We start from the raw sequence: 20,215 nt of genomic DNA, 5'->3' as shown, positions 1-20,215 counted from the left end.
AAAATGGTAACTTTGTAGCTATGGCAAAACTCATCAACCTTAAAATATTCGCTCGCTTTTTTCATTCTTCATCAGCGGGCGGCATACTGCTTTTATTTTGCGTTGCGCTTTCGTTAACAATAGCCAATACCGGTTGGGCTGAAGGTTTTTCGGACCTGCTGGCTACACAGGCAGGGTTTGAAAATGACACCGTCCATTTGCGATACCCCATACTTTTATGGATCAATGACGGCCTGATGGCGATATTTTTTCTGTTGGTAGGACTGGAAATCAAGCGGGAAATAGTCGAAGGTGAACTGTCCTCGATACGGCATGCGTCGTTGCCGGTGCTGGCGGCAATCGGTGGGGTGGCAGTGCCGGCGCTTCTGTTTGCCCTGTTTAATGCCGGGACGGATACTTCGAAGGGATGGGGTATACCCATGGCTACAGATATCGCTTTTGCGCTGGGGATATTGTCTCTTTTAGGGAGCCGGGTGCCCTCCGGGCTAAAAATATTTTTAGCCGCGCTTGCCATTGTTGATGACCTTATGGCCATTTTGGTAATTGCCATCTTCTATTCTTCCGAGCTGCATTTTGCCTACCTTGGCTACGCCGGGGCGGCTTTCGCTTTGCAGATTATATTTAACCGCCTGGGGGTAAAAAACCTGTTTGCCTATATTATCCCGGGAATTGTAATGTGGTATTTTATTCATCATTCCGGAATCCATGCTACGATAGCCGGGGTGCTTACCGCACTGACATTACCTACCAACGAGGAAGATTATGACTCACCGCTTGAAAAGCTGGAGCACGCGCTGTCCAGGCCTGTAAATTTTCTTATAATGCCGATATTTGCAATTGCGAACACCAATATCACGTTTACCGATGGAATGGTGGAAGGTTTGACTACTAACCTTGGATTAGGGATCCTGATTGGGCTGTTTATAGGCAAGCCTGTCGGAATATTGATTATGTCTTATCTTTCCGTCAAAACGGGTATCTCGAGCCTCCCCGAGGAAACTTCGTGGAAACATGTGGTCGGCTTAGGATTTTTAGGAGGTATTGGTTTTACAATGTCGATTTTTATAGCACTGCTGTCCTTCAAAGATATAAATTTACAAACAACAGCAAAATTTGCGATCCTGGCAGCCTCTGTAATTGCCGGTGTCCTGGGATATTTGATCTTAAAGTCCAGCACGGCAAAAAGAAGCGCTGCAACCGGGAAAAGTTAGCGCAGTATATTTCAGTTTATATCCACTGCTGCCCGGCGCACAACATCAATGTGCGGGGATAGCTGCATCAGCCATTCTACTGCCGGTAATATTTCTTCCTGAACCAAAAAGCAAGGTTTACAAGCGCAATCAATGCCGGTACCTCAACTAATGGACCGACAGCTCCTGCAAATGCCTGCCCGCTGTTTATGCCAAAGACACCAATGGCCACCGCTATGGCAAGCTCGAAGTTGTTTCCCGTGGCAGTAAATGCTATTGATGTGCTTTTAGAGTAATCTGCTCCAAAGAATTTCCCGATAAAGAAGCTTCCTACAAACATCACTGCAAAGTAAATGATTAGCGGAATAGCTATCCTGATAACATCCAGAGGAACCTGTATAATGAGCTCTCCCTTAAGGCTGAACATTACGACTATTGTGAAGAGCAGGGCTATGAGCGTAACAGGTGAAATAAACGGTACATATCGTGACTCGAACCATTCTATGCCTTTGAGTTTAATTAAAGCATACCGACTCGTTAGCCCCAATGCAAATGGTATTCCCAGGTAGATACCAACACTCTGTGCTATTTGACCAATACTGATATCTATGGCAAAGCTTTCGTATCCAAACAGGGGTGGCAGTGCGGTAATAAAAATATAGGCATACACGCTATACAGCAGCACCTGAAAGATGCTGTTTAAAGCAATAAGGCCTGCCGCATATTCCCGGTTGCCACCTGCAAGATCATTCCACACCACGACCATGGCAATACAACGGGCCAGTCCTATCAGAATCACACCGATCATATATTCAGGATATCCATTAAGGAAAAGCAGCGCGAGAAAAAACATTAATACAGGCCCAATAACCCAGTTGAGCAGGAGTGATGCTCCCAACACTTTGATATTGGCAAACACTTCGCCAAGTTTGCTGTAATTGACTTTAGCCAGCGGCGGATACATCATCAATATCAGTCCGATAGCCAATGGTATATTGGTTGTCCCGTTTGAAAATGAATTAATGAAGCCGCTGCCTGAAGGCAGGAGATAACCCAGGGCCACGCCAAAAATCATGGCCAGGAATATCCATAATGTCAGGTAGCGGTCCAAGAACCCTAATCTTTTTCTTTCCGGTACAGGGAAGCAATCAGTTGAAGACATAATTAATTTTTTATTTGTGAAAACACATAAAACATTTCCGTGGCTATCTGTATGCTTCTTTCATTGTATTTCTCAAATTGCAGGGGCGAATTATCAAAAGTCTTGGGGTCTTCATAAGTAATGGCAATCCTTTTTTCTGCACCGGCAATAAATGGGCAGCCCCCATCGGCCTGCGAGCAGGTCATTATGGCAGTGAAATCTTCTTTCGGATTAAACTCATCATCATATGTTTTGGAAAAGGCAATGACCGGATGTTCATTTTTCGCAAACTTTACCGCGTATATCGGATTACTTCCTGAAGACAGTTGCTGTATTTTAAATCCGGTGTTTCGAAGCGTTTGTGCAACAACGGGGAACATTGCGGTTGCTTCCGTCCCTCCTGAATAGCAAAAGACATCAGGTATTTGGTAGTAAGCCGCGGCGGCCTGCGCCCATATTTGCGCCAGGTGGCTCCTTCTTGAATTATGGGTACAGATCAGATTGAGCCTGACTTCTTTTTTTTGCGATACCTTCGTTTGTATATAATTGATAAGAAGTTGCAATATAACTTTACGATCTCCTGGCAGGCCATTGCATGTTAGGCTACTGATAATGGAGTTAATTTCCGGATATAGCATAGTATGTCTTTATATAATTAGCAGCAGCCTCCTCCGGGAGTGCAGCTGTTGTTGCCGGAAACTCCAATTTCGGATAACCTTAATTTCTTCTTTGCATCTGGTACGCCGCACTGGTCCGATGCAAGGCACGCCGTTTGTTTGTTCAACAGTAAAAAACTCTGCCCATCAAAGCCCAAATCGTACTTCCCGATTGTCCCTTGCTGATATTCCACTTCAATATCGAAGTCTTCTATACCCAAAGCTTTTTCAGACAGTGCTATGATCTTCAATAGCTTTGTTGGTTTAAGCCTGTGGTCCTCATCGTGGGAGTCTTCCCACAACTGGAAATTTACAACTGTTTCTTTGCGGATAGTCCCTCCACAGTCGATAAAGTTTTTAGTGATGAGGCCCACTTCTGTCACGTGGAAGTTTTCAGGCACGAAACTGCCATCAGGAAGTTTAAAGCTCAATTGCTGTATAGTGTCCAGCAGGTTTTTGATTTCGGATAATTTCATAGTATTTATATTGAGTATTTAACAGCAGCTTGATTTTTTCTTATCTGTATAGTCAGCGATATGCCCGAGGAAACCTTTTATCTTCTCGAAGCCGGCTTCGTTAATGCAATAGCATATCGCGTTTCCTTCTATATTTCCTTTAATCAGGCCGGCATTCTTAAGTTCTTTTAAATGCTGTGATACTGTTGGCTGCGCTAAAGGCATCTCATTAACAATATCACCGCAAATGCAGGTGTCAACTTTCATCAGGTATTCAAGTATTGCAATACGTGCCGGATGCCCCAGTGCTTTTGCCAAAATGGCAAGTTCATTTTGATTGTCGGTAAAGTGGTCCGTTTTAGTTGCGCCCATCATTATATTTTTATATTGCAATATTACGATATTGTTTTGAATTTTAAATAGTCGGCTTTGAATTATTTTAGAAATCCGGGGCTTTCAAATCAATCCTAATGAATTCAAACTGAATATTAGCCTGAACCTTAAGATTGCCTTAAGATTATTTTGGAGCCTGAATATCGGATTTTGATGTGCTAAATTTGAGGTTATTCAATCATAATTTACAGAAATAGTAGCGGTAAGAATATCATTTCACTTTATTTGTAACTTTAAGGCTTAAAGCAGTACCTACATGAATATTTTAGTAGTTGAAGACCAAAGCGGTATACTGAAGTTCCTTAAGCAGGGGCTTGAAGAAGAGGGCTATAACGTTGATATTGCCGAAGACGGCCTCTCCGGTTTCAATAAAACCCGTAGCCATTCTTACTCGCTTATATTGCTTGACTGGATGCTGCCTAAAATGACAGGGCTCGAATTATGCATGAAAATAAGGCTTACCGATAAAACAACGCCGATAATTTTCCTTACGGCAAGGGATACACTTGAAGATACCATTAAAGGGCTTACCGCCGGAGCCAACGACTACATAAAAAAACCGTTTAGCTTTGAAGAGCTCCTGGTGCGTATAAATGTGCAGTTGCGAAGCTATGTAACAGATAAGCCTGATTATATATTTGGAAATATTACCCTTAAAACGGCAACACATCAGATATTTAGTGGCGGCAGCGAAGTATATTTAACCCAGAAAGAGTTCATGTTGCTGGAATACCTGCTAATCAATAAAGGAAAAATATGTACCCGTGAGGATATTATAAGGGATGTATGGAAGATACATTTTGACTATGACACAGGTATTATAGATGTTTTTATAAACGGGATCCGGAAAAAACTCGGGCTGCAAAAAAATGATAATAGTATAAAAACGGTTAGGGGCGTAGGCTATATCGTTAATGATACCACAGGGTCATGAAAATAACATCTTTTAAAAACAGGATTTCATTGTATAACCTTTTTGGAGTGGCTATACTAATGCTTATCATCTTCATAAGTATTTACAGTACTGTTTTTTGGTCTGTTAACTATGATATCAACGAAGACCTTGAACGGGAACTAAAAATTCACCAAAGCGAGGTAACTGCCAGTAACGGAGTAATATCCTACATGCCTGAAGGCGAGTGGAAAGAACCGGAGCATGTAACTGTTTTTATGGATCCTGTTTTTGTTGAAATATATGATGTAAACAAAAAGCTGATGGAAAAATCGCCGAACCTTAAGCATAGTGATCTGGTCCTGGCGGAAGGCGCTGTAAAAGGTACCCATATAGATACATTTATCGACAGCATACCGGTGAGGAAGGTACAAACCCCTCTTTTCTATAAAGGTAAAACGGTGGGTTATGCCGTAATTGCAATGTCGATAGAGTCTGAAACCAGGGTATTGGACAACCTGAAATATATACTGTTCCTAACCTATCCTGTTGGCCTTATTGTTTTATTCTTTGCTACGCGCTTTATCGCGGCACGCAGTATAAAGCCTGTGGTACATATCATAGATACCGCAAGAAAAATAACAGATAATGATTTTAGCCAAAGGATAGCCTTACCGGAGACCAAAGATGAGCTTTATATACTTTCGGATACTATAAATGAATTGCTCAACCGTATTGAAAATGCGATTGCCAGGGAAAAACAATTCACCGCAGACGCATCGCACGAATTACGGACGCCTCTTGCAATAATAAAAGGAACATTGGAAGTACTTATCAGGAAGCCACGGGATACCGATGAATACATTAGCAAAATAAAATATTGTGTTGAAGAAGTAAGCAGGATGAATAACCTGGTAGACAGGTTGCTGATGCTGGCACGTTTTGAAAATTATGATAAAGCTTCCGCATTTCAGCAGGTAGCTTTAGACGAAATCATGCAGGAAGCATTAGAGCGGTATTCCCCGAAGATTAAAGACAAGGACATCAGGGTATTATTTGATGTAGAGCAACATTTTTATATCCTTTCGGATCCTTCAATGCTTTCAATTATAATAGAGAATGTACTGTCTAATGCTATAAAATATTCTGTAGATAATGGCAGCCTATCCATTAAAATAGTTAATGCCGGAGATGGGAAAATAGTGTGTACTATCACGGATAATGGGATTGGCATTGGTGAACATGATATAGACAAGGTGTATGACCAGTTTTACAGGGCAGAAGCTACAGAAAATGCAGGCATCAAAGGGACAGGGCTGGGGCTTTCCATCGTTAGGAAAATTGCCTCGCTCCTGCATATATCGATTGCTATAAGCAGTATAAAAGATTCCGGGACTACAGTTACCCTTATTTTTAATACGCCGTTGCAGGAAAAACCGGAGTAGCACTAGCCAGTGACAATGGTATAATGCAGTAACCCCGAATTTAGTGGTAATTCGGGGTTACTGCATTTTAATATCTAATTTATTTCTTTTCTTCCAGAGTAAAGTTGACAGCAATTTGTACCTGTTCGGCAATTTTGTTCTTTACCAAATTAGGGATCTCGATATTGTAATCCTTTGGTTTTATCGTAAAATTACTCGTAGCCAGCAATTTACCATTTACCATGCTGAATGTAATTTTAGACTTTACTTTTTTAGTAACCCCATGTAGCGTAAGGTCGCCTTCCACATCGTAAACCATTTTAGATGCCGCCTGTTTGGCGGCATCAAAATTAAGCACTCTACCCTTAAAAGTGGCTTTAGGATATTGTGATGATTCTACATAATTCTCATTAAAATGTTCTTCCATTAAGGGTACCTTAAATTTAAACCCTTTCATCAGTACCAATGTTACAAATTCTCCGGTAGCCTTGTCAAAAATACATGATGCTGTAGTATTTGTAGCTGCCACTTCCTCTAAGGCAGGCATCGATGCCTCAAATTTTATCTCTCCGTTACGGGTCATCATTTTCTGTGCAAAGAGGCAATTCGCTGCAAGCAGCAGCGTGATTGCAAAAACTGTTTTTTTCATACTCTTATTGATTTAAAAATCCGTTTGCGGCCCATAGGTTAATTGCGTCTATCTGACTTTGCGGCAGACGTTGCGCCTCCGGCATTCCTTCGCCGGAAGGGGCTGCTATCTCATCTAATAAGCCATTGCTCAGCACTGCATTCTTTACCTGGTCATACGTCTCTAAATAAGGGGTTTGCCCAAAGCTTTCACTATGGCAGCTAACACAGTTAGCGTTAATAATATTTTTTACGTCTGCCTGATAAGTGGGGTTTGCCGATACCGGCGCCGATACTTCTTCGTAAGTGTTGGATGTACAGGCGGCTATTGCTGCAACGCCACCTGCTATAGCTAAAATAATTTTTACTGTTTTCATGATTAAAAAACTCTATACATGTTAAAACCAAAATAAATACCGCCGCCATTCCACTGGCCAATTCCGTTAGTAAAGTAAGCTACATCATTCATGGCCTGGCTGTTAGAGAATACCAACTGGAATACGTGCCCGCCTGTTTCTATATCAAGCCCTGCCGATAAGGGGTTGTGGTAAACAGCTGTTTCAGGGGCGCCAAGCCTGGCGCTATACTCTAAATTTATACTGAGCCTCTTCGTTAATTTATAGCGCGCTCCTGTACCAATTAAAAACTGGTCTTTTTTCTCTGTAGCAGGGTCATAAAAATTTTTATGTACATAGATTGGATTTATCTCTGCGGAAAATGAATTTGAAAATTTTCTGGAAACAGGGAGCTGCGTTGTAAATCCAAAACGGTTTACCCCTTTTAGCCCCGGGTATGTATCGGTACTAAGCTTGGTATTTATGTCCATTGTATTATAGCCCACGATCGTTACAGGGAACCCATTAACTTCCTGGCTTGCCAGTTTATACTTTGCGGTAAGCTCGAAGGTTTTATTATATGTCTGGCGCGACAGCCCCACAGAAAACCAATCGGTTACTCCATAAATACCTCCCAGTTTGGTATAGGCATTGTCCAGCCCGAAAAAGTTGTCCAGCCCATTGGTAAGATCGCCAAACCTGTGGGATACCACAAAATAAAACTCATTTTTAGCGGCCATTTTTGTCGACTGCATAGTGCATATTTGTAATCCTTTAAAGGCTGCTGTCTCGATTTCTTTTTGGGCAGGTACACTGTCCAGTTCCTTTAACAAATCGTCCTGGGCGCTTGCAAGGGTACAGGCGGTAACAATAAGTACCGCTGTAATCCAAATTTTTGATTTCATGTTTATCGTTATTTAATTACAGAGCATTGATCCAACTGTAGTTCTTCCATCAGATCATCAAAACCGATACACCGGCCTTTAATTTTTACAGGAGCCCCTAATGACAGGTTACCCTCTTTTTGCTGCATTTTGCAGATCACTGTCTTATCTAAGATTACGACAGAGTCTTTTACTTCTGTTACAACACCTTCAACTTCAATAGCTTTGTCTATGTATTTTTTTGTAGCTGTGGTGCTGTTAGATTCAAATTCTGTAACTATGTTCTTTGAAGCGACACTATATTCTGCATTTTCGGTAGCAAGATCCCTTCCGCCGCCTGTCATCAGGTAATAGTATCCGATAACAACAGATAATGATCCAAATAGTAGTACCATCATAACTATTTTAATTGTTCGTTTTTTCATAAAAACTTTAATTGACTTGTATTTTTTTGACTGTACTTTCCTTACCGGATACAATTTCTACAAAATAAACGCCCGCTGCTAAAGAAGATATATCAATCGACAGGTCATTAGGATTGCCGGGAGACAGCGATGTTACTACCTGTGCGGCGGTATTGTAAATGGTAATGGTGTCAATTGGCAGGGCTGCTTTATTGGATACGAACAGTTTACCATTTGCCGGTACCGGATAAACAAAAACATCTTTTAGCGGGTCAGTGAATTCATCGTTACCTAAAACGGTTGAAAACGCAAGGTTGGCAGTTCCATAATTATTGCCGTGATTGGTAACAGTTGTGGTGTTGGTGCTGGCATAAGCCCAGATTATATTTATAGACGCAGCAGAATACAAAAAAGTATAATCGTTTGAATCTCCTGTGCTTAGCGGCCTTGTCGCTACGATAGTGCGTACGGTGCCCGCTACGGTATTGCTTACAACCGTCCAGTCGTTCACGGCATCTGTAACAGGGGCGTTGTGGCCTCCGGGCAGCTTTCGGTCGGTGAATGACGTGGAATATACCACACAGTCGGTGTTAGATGCCATTGTTGTAGCGTGAAAGCCAACGGAAAACCATTTGGTAGCAGGCCCCGTTAAGGTTAAAGTTAGCAGGGGGTAGGGCATTTGTTCCATCCGTAGCTTTATGCTCATTGAGCCGCCGAGGGAAGTTAGTGGCGTTTCTTTCTGCGAATAGGCTGTGCTTATAACAGCACAAAGCAATAATAGGATAAGCGGGGCTTTTGTCTTCATTTGTCTAAGAGTATTATAAGTTCTGTATTTTTATTGTTTAATGCGAAATCATAGGCAGTCTTGTTGTCATTACCTTTAATTGATGTGTTTGCTCCGGCTTGTATAAGCATTTTTGCAATTTCATTCTTATTGAAGAAAACGGCATAGATCAATGCTGTTTTGCCGTTAGCATCACAACTGTCGGTATTTGCTTTTAGGTTTATCAGTTCCTTTACTATTTCTGCATCACCTTTAACTACTGCTGCCATGAGGGCTGTGCCCATTGCAGATTTGTAGTTGATATCTTTAGCTTTTTGCGCAATAAATAAGGCAACGTCCTTATTGCCATGATAGCATGCTAAAATGAGAGGGGTGAAACCGTTTGGATCGATTGTATTAATAGTATCAGGATCATTAATGAAACTGTTTTCAATCTCTTTTAAGGTTCCGTTTCTTGCGATATCAAAAACATTTTTTTGCTGCCCGTACACTGATATTTGTAGCAGTATTGCGCTCCAAAGGATTAGTATTTTATCCATCGTTTTTTTGTTTCAAATTTACTTAAGCTAGTTTCAGGATGGCTACAATTATTCTTAAGTTATGCTTAAGATTTAACATGTATTTAATAATTATTTAACGGAATAATTTTATATAAATTAAGTATACGATGGAATTTTTGGACTACCTGCATCGGCAGCTAACCATATCCTGTAGTGTTGTTATTCCCATATACTGCCATAAATTAAAAGCAGGAGAAACAGCTTTACTTGTAGAAGGGAAGGAAGTAAGGCTTCAAGCCGCAGTATAACAGTAAGAATGTTTTAACCGTCTTAGTGGACTTACAGTGAATAATCCTAATTCAGCAATCCAGGTTTAGATCAATAGCGTCTTATCAAAATATATAGGGATAAAATTCGGGCAAGGTATGATTATTCTGAACGCTCAGATAGAACTCTCATCTCTAAATCTGTTCGTAATTCCGGATCTTAAGAATATAAGTGAACGATTAATTTATAACAATAATCTTTTCCGGGTTTATTTTTTTTAATTTTAAGACCTATCTCGTTTCAGGAATAATGCCAATATAAATTTTTGGCAGGGCTGCGTTACCTTATTAAGTATTAGAATCCAAAGAAATAACCAGCTAATAGATTAACATTGTTTACAGAGGTTTATTATTTAATATACAGGCCAATGTAAAAACAACTATATGTGGATTTCAATATAATTCAGAACTAATGCATTCAGCAGTTTATTAAATGGTGTAATAATCAATTTTTATAATTTTCATTTACTTTAATCTTTTTGTAAGTCATAAAAGTACAAGCAGGTAAATTTAATTCACATTATTAAACTGTTTCTCCAGTATGAAATTTTTTCCCCCTTTATTGCTATTATTTGCTTTCGTGTGCAATGCTCAGAATGCCCGGATTAACACAAATGTCAGATGGATAAACGATTCTGTAAATCCTTTAGTTTCCATACGTGGCTGTGTTCAGGATGCCGACGGCTTTTTATGGATTGCCACAGAAATGGGATTGTACAGGTATGATGGATTAAAGCTTATTAAAATAAGAAATGAATGGTTTCCTGATATTGAAAATAACAGGATCGTGATATTGGAAAAAAATGTTTTTACAGGTGATATTCTTTTTCAAACGTCTCCGGCGAAGAAGTGGTATATAATTAAAACTGGTAATATAAGCAGGTTTGATTTAAAACTACAGGATGAAAGTGTCGTTCATGATCGCAGTACAAAATGGATTTTGACTAATGGTAAGTTCAAAAAAGAAATCGAAAATGATTGCGCAAATATTTCAGAGCCAGAAAGATATCCGAACAATAACTTTATTAATTTTTTTATAGCCTATCATTATCTATATATAAGATATGCAAATCGATTGAAGATTTTCGATCTCAATAATTTCAGTTTAATAAAAACACTTCGGCTAAAAAATACTGAGTTATTATTTAAAGCAGGTAATAAAATATTTGTGTCAGAAAATGGAATGGTTTATGAAGTTCGCCTAAATTCTATAGTAAAAGACAGGCCGATAAAAACTGACAAGGTGATACAGTCTTTTTTTGAGCAATCAGATATAAGTGATAGTGAAACGAACAGGATAATTGTTGGTAATGATGACACTGCATATCTTCTGCATAATCGCATTTTATATATAATTGAATATACCGGCAATCAGTTAACAGCAAAGTTTTTAGTAAATATCGGAGTAAATGATGTTGCCGCCATATACCATGATAAAAACCGTAGCATATACTTTATTACAAGCGCAACTAAAGGTATATTACAGGTAAAACATAGTTTTTTCAGGTCTTTGCAATTTGAACTACATAAGAATAACATTAATTATTCGATAGCTAAAATCGGTGAAAACACCATATACAGCGCTACAGGATGGCGATATAACCTGAAAGATGACAAAGTAGTATATGACAGGGCTGTATCAGAACGTAACCATGGTTTTCTGCTTAATTACAATCACACTTTTTATATACAGGCAAGCAATAAAGTTTTATTCGATATCAATACTTTATCAAAGCCGCTTCTGGAAAAAGAATTTAAGAATAAGGGTGAATACCTGGGTTACTGTTGGCATAAGGACATATTGTGGATTGCAACCCGCAATCCTGAGCAACCTGTAATATACAAACAAAATAGCAGGGTGTTTAAGGAGTTTTTTTTGGCAAAAGCTCTAAAGAATACAAAGATCACAAATTTATTTTCATGGTATGATAAAATTTTAATTTGTACAGAAAATGGCGTATACGCTTATAAACCATTTTCAAGGGAGGTTTTAAAAATAGAAGGCCTTGAGAATGTTTATGCGCGGAATATTGTTAAAAACAGTTCTGGCAGTTACTGGGTATGCTGTTATGGGCAGGGACTATATTTAGTATCATCGGGGATAGATTATAAGGTTAACGACCGTAATCGCGCTATCACTACAGCACATACTGTAGAGACCGATAAATTCGACAATATGTGGATAAGTACCAACGAGGGCTTGTTGCTCGCAAACAGGGCTTCAATAGTTGAAAATACCTTACAAGGTAAAGCAGTAGATTTCTATAGGTTTACAATACAGGAGGGGCTTGTGACAAACGAATTTAATGGGGGATGCACACATCCATCGGTAAATGACGGTAATATAATAGGATTCCCAACAATGCAGGGTTTTTTATGGTATGACCCTTCAAAGGTAAAGAGGCAGGCTTTTACAGGGGATATTGTGATTGATAAAATTTTAGCCGATGGAGAAGTTGTTAATCCAAATCCCGAAAGCTATAGTATTAGCAAAGATAAATCCATTATTGAAGTGTCTTTTGCCTATGCTTACTATTTTAACAGAGAAAACCTGAGTATAGAGTATAAACTGCATAGTGATGGATCCTGGAAGAAGGTAACAGGCAATAAATTTAGCTTTGCAAGAAAAGCAGGGGGGAAAGATAAGGTAAGCATAAGGATTACTACACACGGAACTACACAGAGTGTAGTAAGGACTTTTACTGTTAATTTTGAAAAAAGGTATTACGAAACAATCTTCTTTTGGGCAATTATTGGTGCAATTCTATCAATAACAGTCTATTATGCTTTTCGGTTTGGTACCTATTTAAATATAAAACGCGAAAAGTTTTTAAAACAAAAAGTTGCCGAAAAAACCTTAGAATTAAACAATGCAATTAAGCAACTGGAAATTTCCAAGGCATTGCTGTCTAAATCCTTAAGTGAGAAAGAAATACTGTTGAGAGAAATTCATCACAGGGTGAAAAATAATCTTCTGTTAATAATAAGCTTGTTGCATATACAATCCAGGAAACTTGGATACCCTGCCCATCATCCATTTATTACACAAAACGAAAGCCGTATTATATCAATGGCGCTAATTCATCAGAATCTTTATGACTTTGAAAATTCAGAGCATGTAGATTTTAGTCAATATTTAAATAATCTGGTACCATCTATAATTGATTTGTACCAGATAGATTCATCCGAAATCAGGGTTTTGTTTGAAAATATAAACTTTACATTCGATATACAGACCGCTATACCTTTAGGGCTTATAATATGCGAAATAATTAATAATTCATGCAAGTACGCAAAGCTAGATAACGATGCACTGGAGATAACGATAAATATAGCAAAAAGCAATGATGCCTATATAATAATGATTAAAGATAACGGGCCGGGATTTGATATGGAAAAAATTTCGGAAAAATCATTTGGAATCGAGCTTATCCGGTTATTGGCCCTGCAGCTCCATGCAACTTTAGAAATCGATACAAGCAATGGTGTAAAGTACACTATATCATTGCCGGCCGCAGCAACAATTTAGTCAATTATTAGATATTAGTATCAATAAATCATACATGTAGTATTTACTTTATTTTAGATTTGTAGGAAATTACCTTTTAATATATAGTTAATTTTTTGTCAAATAAAGAAAAAAAACAAGTAAATGTGTGTGAAAATATTGATTGTTGAAGACGACTATGTTGTAGCCAGATACTTACAGGAAATATTATTGGATGAAGGCTATAAATTGATACAACATAGCACTAATGTGGAAGATGCCCTCAAGGTAATTCAGTCTCAAAAGCCCAGCTTGGTGTTAATGGATATAAACTTAGGCAGAAGTAAAGATGGAATAGACCTTGCCCTCGATCTTTTAGTAAAGGATAATTTTCCATATATATTTATTACATCGTATAGTGACAAATTAACTATCGAGCGAATAAAGGAAACCAGGCCCCATGGTATCATAATAAAGCCTTTTAAAGCTGCCGATATTAAAACTAATGTTGCTGTGGTTTTAAATAATTACAGATATAAAAATATCGATGTAACAAGGGCTAAAGACACTACTAACCAGGATGCCCCATTGCGTATAAAAGATGTGGTACGGTACATAGACGATCATATTTCCGAGAAAATAGATATTGACACCCTCGTGCCGCTTACAAAGTGGAAAAAACACCATATGATCAGAATGTTTTCGCAATTTATGGGTACAACTCCTTATAGTTATATACTCAACAGGAAAATCGAAAAATCAAAACTGCTTCTTGAAGCCACAGACCTCCCTGTTTCTGCAGTGGCAGCAGATATGGGTTTTTACAGCCCGTCCAATTTTTGCGCAACATTTAAAAAGTTTACCGGCCTCAGCCCTGAGGCCTACAGAAAACAATACTGGATAAAAAGCAAGACAACATAGAAAATGGGGGATTTCAAATCGAAAGCCCCCTTTTTTCTAATGTTAAAATGTTTTGTTGATTTTTAAACAGCAGCATCAATTTTTAAATATAAAGTTCTTCACACCGGTTATAATTTCGCTATGTATAAGAAGTTGCCTGTTTAATACTGCACTTCTGGTATTACGAAAATTACAACCCCTATTAATATTAAATTTTTTCGATATGAAGTTACTTACAATTAAAGTGTATTGCTTTATTGTGTTTGCATTGCCGCTGGCAGTGTTTGCGCAGGATGACGAGGAAGGGCCGGATCCGCCGCCGGATGAGGTGCCTATAAACCATTACCAGGTATACTTAGCATTACTTGGGCTTTTACTGGCCTATTATTTTATTAAAAGAAAAGGCTTACTGCAGAAAAAAGTTAACCTGTAAAATCAAATTATGTTAAAAAGATTTACTTTAAAAAAGGAAAAAAGGTTATACTCCGGTTCTTGTATGCTGATGCTGGTTTTTTTTGCATACATCAATGCAAATGCCCAGGTGCAAAATAATGGAAGCATATATGTTGCTTCAGGAGTGTCAATGTATGTTGCTGCCGGATCTTATAATTTTGGGAATGCTCCTGCCGCAACAGCTACATTTAAAAACACTACTGCTTACGGCAAGCTCCTTTTTGAATCGGGCGTAACTGCAAACGGCGCTTCGGACAGTCATTATATAAACGGATATGCTTCGTATAATGGCAGCGACCCGTTTTTGTATCCGTTAGGCGATGGAGGCTTTTATGCGCCGGTGAAAATCGCTTCAGGCACCGCAACAGCTACAGATGCAGCATATTACCTTGCAAATCCCGCTGCTGTAAGCGCCGTATTAGAAACTACGCTTACTTCTATTTCTGCTACAGAATACTGGGATATAAAGGGAACGGCATCATCGGCAACCGTATCTTTAACATGGAGGGAGTCAAGCGATGTAGCCTCAATTACCGGAAACGATATCAACAACGTAGTAGTTGCAGGTTTTAACAGCGCTACTGCCAGGTGGGAGGAACTGACCTCTGTGGTAGACTTCGTATCTGTTCTTGGCGGGTACAGCAGCATTACCAAAGGGTCTGTGACCGCTACCGGTGTAAATCTTGCTACATACAGGTACTTTACCCTGGCGGGTAAAGTAGACGGGTGTGCACCGCTTATAGCGTCTTCGGGCAATATTAAAACCTGGGACGGAACTTCCTGGAGCCCGTCTCCGCCTACACTGTCAGATCCGGTAGTTATTGATGGCCCATATAGCGGTAACCTTAGTTGTAACTCGCTGGTGCTAAATGCAGATATCAGCCTGGCAAACGGGCAGTACCTGGAAATTGTATACGGCTGCACTGGCAGCGGAAAGGTAAATATGGAGTCGGAAGCATCTATCGTACAGCGCAGTACTACAAGTACGGCGCCGGCTATAGCAATGGTAAAAACAACCGGGCTTAAACGCAAGTTGGATTATATATATTGGGGTACGCCGATTGCAGAAAACTTCTTTAGCCAGTTGGATAATGCCATAGCAGAAGGGCAATCTACTGCCGGGGCTTTTGACCAAAAATATAAATATGTTACCGGGGCCGGCGGGGGCTGGCAAAGCCTTACGGCCATTACAAACGGTAAAGGTTTTATTACCCGGGTAAAGCAGCAGGCTCCTTTTACAGATGCTACTACACAGGCCAGGATAAATTTACCGTTAACAGGTACTGCAAACAATGGTAATGTAACAGTAACGGTGGCAAACAACCCTGCCTCTCCAAACGGAGGGTCTAGCTACGAGCTGCTTGCAAACCCGTATCCCAGTGCACTGGATGCAGCAAGGTTTTTAAGGGCAAACGACCTGCTCGATGGTACCCTTTATTTCTGGACCGCAGCAACAGCATCTACAGGCTCGGGTGCAGGCCAGTACACCCAGGCAGATTATGCCTTGTGGAATCTTGCGGGTAATGTAGTCACCTCCCCATCATCGCAGTTGCCTACAGGAAAAATAGCATCAGGGCAGGGGTTCAGGGTTAAGGCGTTGGGTACCGGCAGTGTGAGCTATACCAACTGTATGCGGATAACCAACGGGAATGACAACTTTTTCAGGATGGCAGCCCAGGATGTGCAGGAGCGCGACAGGTTTAAGCTTACCATGACTGCCGATAACGGTGTGTTCAGCCAGATACAGATCGGCTATTTTCAAGAAGCCACAATGGGTTATGACAGGCTGTATGATGCAGGGCGAAATAGTGTGAGCACCTCGCAGCTGTACAGTTTTATAGATACCCAGAAGATCGCCATCAATACGCGCCCTTCTTTTGTGGTTACCGATACCGTTCCGCTTGGCGTATCTAAAGGCAGCGGTGACGAAGGCCAATTTAGTATTAGTATAAGTAACCGGGAGGGTATTTTTACTCAGGATGTAACCGTATACCTGTATGACAGTGAATATGGGATATACTGGGACCTTGCTGTAAGCCCTTATACATTCGCTATAGAAGCGGCAAGCCAAAACGACAGGTTTTATGTAGTGTACCAGATGCCTGATTTAAATAACGGCGAAGTAAGCCAGGCTACGGCCACTGCCTATATTAAAAACGGCCAGCTTAATGTCAACTCGAACAGGTTTTTGGAAAGGGTAGAGGTATACGACCTTGCCGGAAGGCTGATAGAGGTGTACGACAAACTTTCCGGCACACAGCTTACAAAACCATTCAATCATGAAGAAGCCGTGTATATGGCTAAAATAAAACTTTCGAACGGCGCCATAGCCGATGCGAAACTGATAAACATTAAATAACGCACTGACTCCTAAAAATTTCAACAATAACCTTGATAGTATGAAGAAAATTAGATTATTTCTATTCCTGCTTTTCGTTCTTACGGCCTCTGCCGTTTCCGCGCAGGTAAAAATTGGGGACAACCCTACGAACGTAAACAGCAACGCTGTTTTTGAGTTAGAAAGCACCAACAAGGGGCTTTTGTTCCCGCGTATGGCGCTAAGCAGCACCGCCAGCCCCAGCCCGCTAAGCGCGTTTGTGGCCGGTATAACCGTGTATAACACTACCACTGCAGGAAGCGGCGCTACAGCCGTGAGTCCAGGGTTGTATTACTCAGACGGTACCAAATGGGTGGCCGTAGATAAGGGCACATATACTGGATCTACCACAGTAACGCTAAACGGCACTACGTTCGAAAGGGCAGCCCTTACCGGCGATGTAACGGCTGCAGCCAATAGCAACGCTACTACTATTGCAGACAATGCTGTTACTTCGGCCAAAATTGCCGATGCTACAATTGTAACAGCCGACCTTGCAGACAATGCCGTTACTTCAGCAAAAATTGTTGATGCCACGGTAGCCAATGCAGATCTTGCTACGGGTACAGGTGGTATCTATAAAGGCAGTGGGTCGCTATCGGGAGCTACTACCGTTACCATGGGTACAAATACACTTAATTTTGCTTCAACCGCTACTACCGGTACGAGCCACTACACAATAGATGGCAGTACGCTGAATGTAGATGCTGTAAACGACAGAGTAGGTATAGGTACCAGCACTCCGGGTGTTACGCTGGATAACGCAGGAAGTTTCCACTTTGCAGGTGCGGGTACAGCTACACAAAATCTTGAGGGTGGCTACCTTACCTGGAACCGCACAAACTTAGGTGGTACCGGGCAGGGCTATTATGGCTTCCTTAACCATCAGGGTCTTGGTTCAGGCGGATTTGTGTTTAGTACAACAAAGAACAATACTACTTTCAGTGAATTGATGCGTATTACAGGTAGTGGTAATGTGGGAATTGGTACAACAAATCCCATTTCAGTTCTGGAAATTGTTAACGACGCTACAGGGAACGAAGGCAAAGATGATTTTGTAATTACTTCGTATGGTACTAATCCAGGAATAGCAATGTTCAGGAGCCGCGGTACAAAATCATCGCCCACTAACTTGGCCTATGGTGACTCAACGGGCAGTTTTAATTTTGGTGGGCAATGGAACGGATCTGCTAACATTTGGAATTCTACGGGGATAAGCTCTACTTATAGAGGCAATGGCACCACTGGACTGACCGATTTGCAATTTACTACGAGCTCTGCCACTCGTATGACGATTGATGAAAATGGCAAAGTCGGTATTGGTACAACTGCACCTGTGGGTAAGCTGCATTTATCAGGAGATGCTACAGCGGCAGGAAGTGGCTGGAACAATAGCACAATTTATTCTACTAATACCGGTACGGGTGGGCATACTTGGGCATTTGGCGCGCGACCTATGGGTACAAACGGGGACTTCTCCATTTCTGATGAGACCGATGGAACAGTTAGGGTAGTCCTGCAAGGCGGAACAGGGAACGTTGGTATAGGCGTAGGAGCACCCACCACCCCCCTACAGGTAAATGGTGCAGTACGTGTAGGTACAAGCTCACAAACAGCAGCAGCAGCAGGAGCAGGCGCTATGCGATATAATAGTACATCAGGCCTGATGGAGTATAGCAACGGTACATCCTGGGTTGCGATTGGAGGTAACAATTATGGTGCTTACGGAAGTATAGAGTTGGGTGATATTTACGGAGGCGGCAGCCCGGCAGCAGCTACGGTTTACCTGGGTTATAATGTCGCCTCTGCTTCTAAACCTGCCGGTAATAAAATAACAGTTAACTTTTCAACCCCAATGGCGAATGCGAATTACCACATATCAATGATTCTAAAGGGGAATTATGATGCCGTAACGGAACCTTGGATAACCAGCAGGACAACAACAGGCTTTACAATCCAGTTTACGGAATTTACTGGTACAGGGCAGACAGGTACATTCGAATTTATTGTATTCCCGAGATAAGATATTGTATTGCTACGGGTATATCAGTGGTTAGATAGGCCACTACTAAACAGGGACGGAATAGAAAACTATGCCTTACATAGGCAATAACCATGGCAGTGGGCAGGGCCCCCGCCCCTGCCGTGTGTTAAAAGCATTTATTTTGGATGTCGGAGGCGCTTGCCTTCATTTTTTGGGGAAGCCGCAGGCTTTCGGACTTGCGGCTTATTTTTCACGGGGGTGTTAAATTCCCAGCCAGTACAAAATAATTTGTAGATTAGTTGGATGCCAAAGGTTGGTAGCCTTTGGGTTTGGAGCCCGCAGGTATGTAAGGTCCTGCGGGTTTTTTTTAATTCCTTACAGGTAGTGCGATATGCTTACTGTAACCAAAAATAACATTTTAGATGAGGCTTTACGGCTTCGGTTTGAGCCCGCAGGTATGTATGTGCCTGCGGGTTATTTTTAAATGATAGCCCTATCATAATGTATGGGTTGGTTATCGTTAAAGCTAAATAATTTTTAAAACCTGTTTTTAGATGTGGTTATCAAGTGCCCGTATAAGTTTTTCAAAAGATTACATCGAGATAAAATATGGAGTTAAAAAATACACGATAGGTTTTTCTGAAATAACTGAAGCAAAAATTATTACCAGGGTAACATTTGGATCCTGCATAATGATAGTGGTGCCGCTGCTACTGCCAATAATATTGATTGCAGACAGCCGGCTCAGGAAAGAAACCCTATTGTGCTGTCTGATTGCCTTTATAGCAGTATTACTTTTAATTGTAGCTGTAGCAAAGCGCGAAAAAAAAAGCTATTTAATAATAAAGCGTCATAAACAAAGCAATTTTAGTTTTTTTATAGAGTCGCGGCAGGAAAAGCAGCCTATGCGCTGTTATCCCGCATACAGTCTGCCAGAAAATTAAAGCAGTAGCTCAAGCTAAGACTGGTCCCTGTAATGTATTATATTAATGCACTACAATCA

The 20,215-nt window shown here is 40.6% G+C and carries 19 protein-coding genes; 9 read left to right on the top strand and 10 right to left on the bottom strand.

Annotated elements, in window-relative coordinates; translation table 11 throughout:
• Positions 1 to 20 precede the first annotated feature (20 nt).
• Positions 21 to 1,211 carry a Na+/H+ antiporter NhaA gene (gene nhaA, locus HYN59_RS16190; RefSeq protein WP_108779274.1) on the top strand — a complete coding sequence of 397 codons (1,191 nt, stop codon included), beginning with the start codon at positions 21 to 23 and terminating at the stop codon, positions 1,209 to 1,211.
• Positions 1,212 to 1,287: 76 nt separating this feature from the next.
• Here nhaA and arsB read toward each other — a convergent pair whose 3' ends face one another.
• Genes arsB through HYN59_RS16170 form a run of 4 tightly spaced genes read right to left on the bottom strand, consistent with a single transcriptional unit; the run spans position 1,288 to position 3,814 of the window.
• Positions 1,288 to 2,352, bottom strand: coding sequence for an ACR3 family arsenite efflux transporter (arsB, locus tag HYN59_RS16185; protein WP_108779273.1), 1,065 nt, complete (start codon positions 2,350 to 2,352; stop codon positions 1,288 to 1,290).
• Between the two features lie 2 nt (positions 2,353 to 2,354).
• A complete protein-coding gene (locus HYN59_RS16180; protein ID WP_108779272.1) occupies positions 2,355 to 2,969 on the bottom strand; it encodes a low molecular weight phosphatase family protein in 615 nt (204 codons plus the stop codon).
• A gap of 17 nt (positions 2,970 to 2,986) precedes the next feature.
• Entirely contained in the window at positions 2,987 to 3,463 is a 477-nt protein-coding gene (locus tag HYN59_RS16175) for a DUF6428 family protein (RefSeq protein WP_108779271.1), read from the bottom strand.
• Positions 3,464 to 3,481: 18 nt separating this feature from the next.
• Complete coding sequence (locus HYN59_RS16170) at positions 3,482 to 3,814, bottom strand: ArsR/SmtB family transcription factor (RefSeq protein WP_108779270.1); 333 nt, start codon at positions 3,812 to 3,814, stop codon at positions 3,482 to 3,484.
• Between the two features lie 277 nt (positions 3,815 to 4,091).
• Between HYN59_RS16170 and HYN59_RS16165 the strand changes: the two genes are divergently transcribed.
• Together HYN59_RS16165 and HYN59_RS16160 are read left to right on the top strand one after the other, a co-directional pair.
• A complete protein-coding gene (locus HYN59_RS16165) occupies positions 4,092 to 4,769 on the top strand; it encodes a response regulator transcription factor (RefSeq protein ID WP_108779269.1) in 678 nt (225 codons plus the stop codon).
• The gene (locus HYN59_RS16160; RefSeq protein WP_108779268.1) at positions 4,766 to 6,172 is read left to right on the top strand and encodes a sensor histidine kinase; all 1,407 of its coding nucleotides are present in this window, start codon (positions 4,766 to 4,768) and stop codon (positions 6,170 to 6,172) included. The genes HYN59_RS16165 and HYN59_RS16160 overlap by 4 nt, the downstream gene beginning before the upstream one ends.
• A gap of 79 nt (positions 6,173 to 6,251) precedes the next feature.
• Here the strand turns inward: HYN59_RS16160 and HYN59_RS16155 are convergent, their stop codons facing one another.
• The 6 genes from HYN59_RS16155 to HYN59_RS16130 are packed head-to-tail and all read right to left on the bottom strand — an operon-like array spanning position 6,252 to position 9,724.
• On the bottom strand, positions 6,252 to 6,800 hold the full coding sequence (locus HYN59_RS16155) for a YceI family protein (RefSeq protein WP_108779267.1): 549 nt from the start codon (positions 6,798 to 6,800) through the stop codon (positions 6,252 to 6,254).
• Positions 6,801 to 6,804: 4 nt separating this feature from the next.
• Positions 6,805 to 7,155 (bottom strand): hypothetical protein, encoded by a 351-nt coding sequence (locus HYN59_RS16150; protein ID WP_108779266.1) that lies wholly within the window; start codon positions 7,153 to 7,155, stop codon positions 6,805 to 6,807.
• A 2-nt stretch (positions 7,156 to 7,157) separates the two neighbouring features.
• Positions 7,158 to 8,018 carry a DUF5777 family beta-barrel protein gene (locus HYN59_RS16145; protein ID WP_108779265.1) on the bottom strand — a complete coding sequence of 287 codons (861 nt, stop codon included), beginning with the start codon at positions 8,016 to 8,018 and terminating at the stop codon, positions 7,158 to 7,160.
• Between the two features lie 8 nt (positions 8,019 to 8,026).
• Positions 8,027 to 8,395, bottom strand: a complete 369-nt coding sequence (locus tag HYN59_RS16140; RefSeq protein ID WP_181369466.1) for an OB-fold protein — start codon at positions 8,393 to 8,395, stop codon at positions 8,027 to 8,029.
• Positions 8,396 to 8,429: 34 nt separating this feature from the next.
• Positions 8,430 to 9,206: a T9SS type A sorting domain-containing protein gene (locus HYN59_RS16135; protein WP_108779263.1), complete on the bottom strand. Its 777-nt coding sequence runs from the start codon at positions 9,204 to 9,206 to the stop codon at positions 8,430 to 8,432.
• A complete protein-coding gene (locus tag HYN59_RS16130; protein ID WP_108779262.1) occupies positions 9,203 to 9,724 on the bottom strand; it encodes an ankyrin repeat domain-containing protein in 522 nt (173 codons plus the stop codon). Before HYN59_RS16130 ends, HYN59_RS16135 begins: the two co-directional genes overlap by 4 nt.
• An 828-nt stretch (positions 9,725 to 10,552) precedes the next feature.
• Between HYN59_RS16130 and HYN59_RS16125 the strand changes: the two genes are divergently transcribed.
• The 6 genes from HYN59_RS16125 (at position 10,553) to HYN59_RS16100 (ending at position 20,156) form a co-directional block, all read left to right on the top strand.
• On the top strand, positions 10,553 to 13,540 hold the full coding sequence (locus HYN59_RS16125) for a sensor histidine kinase (RefSeq protein ID WP_108779261.1): 2,988 nt from the start codon (positions 10,553 to 10,555) through the stop codon (positions 13,538 to 13,540).
• 129 nt (positions 13,541 to 13,669) lie between these two features.
• Complete coding sequence (locus HYN59_RS16120; RefSeq protein ID WP_181369465.1) at positions 13,670 to 14,419, top strand: response regulator transcription factor; 750 nt, start codon at positions 13,670 to 13,672, stop codon at positions 14,417 to 14,419.
• Positions 14,420 to 14,621: 202 nt separating this feature from the next.
• Positions 14,622 to 14,831 carry a hypothetical protein gene (locus HYN59_RS16115; protein WP_108779259.1) on the top strand — a complete coding sequence of 70 codons (210 nt, stop codon included), beginning with the start codon at positions 14,622 to 14,624 and terminating at the stop codon, positions 14,829 to 14,831.
• A gap of 63 nt (positions 14,832 to 14,894) precedes the next feature.
• Entirely contained in the window at positions 14,895 to 17,210 is a 2,316-nt protein-coding gene (locus tag HYN59_RS16110) for a hypothetical protein (protein WP_108779258.1), read from the top strand.
• A gap of 40 nt (positions 17,211 to 17,250) precedes the next feature.
• A complete protein-coding gene (locus tag HYN59_RS16105; RefSeq protein ID WP_108779257.1) occupies positions 17,251 to 19,251 on the top strand; it encodes a beta strand repeat-containing protein in 2,001 nt (666 codons plus the stop codon).
• Between the two features lie 515 nt (positions 19,252 to 19,766).
• Positions 19,767 to 20,156 carry a hypothetical protein gene (locus HYN59_RS16100; protein WP_108779256.1) on the top strand — a complete coding sequence of 130 codons (390 nt, stop codon included), beginning with the start codon at positions 19,767 to 19,769 and terminating at the stop codon, positions 20,154 to 20,156.
• Positions 20,157 to 20,215: the final 59 nt, after the last annotated feature.

The sequence above is a fragment of the Flavobacterium album genome (assembly GCF_003096035.1).
GTDB lineage: Bacteria > Bacteroidota > Bacteroidia > Flavobacteriales > Flavobacteriaceae > Flavobacterium > Flavobacterium album.
Note: the sequence above shows the minus strand (reverse complement) of the source record. Positions and strands in the feature narration are given on the sequence as shown.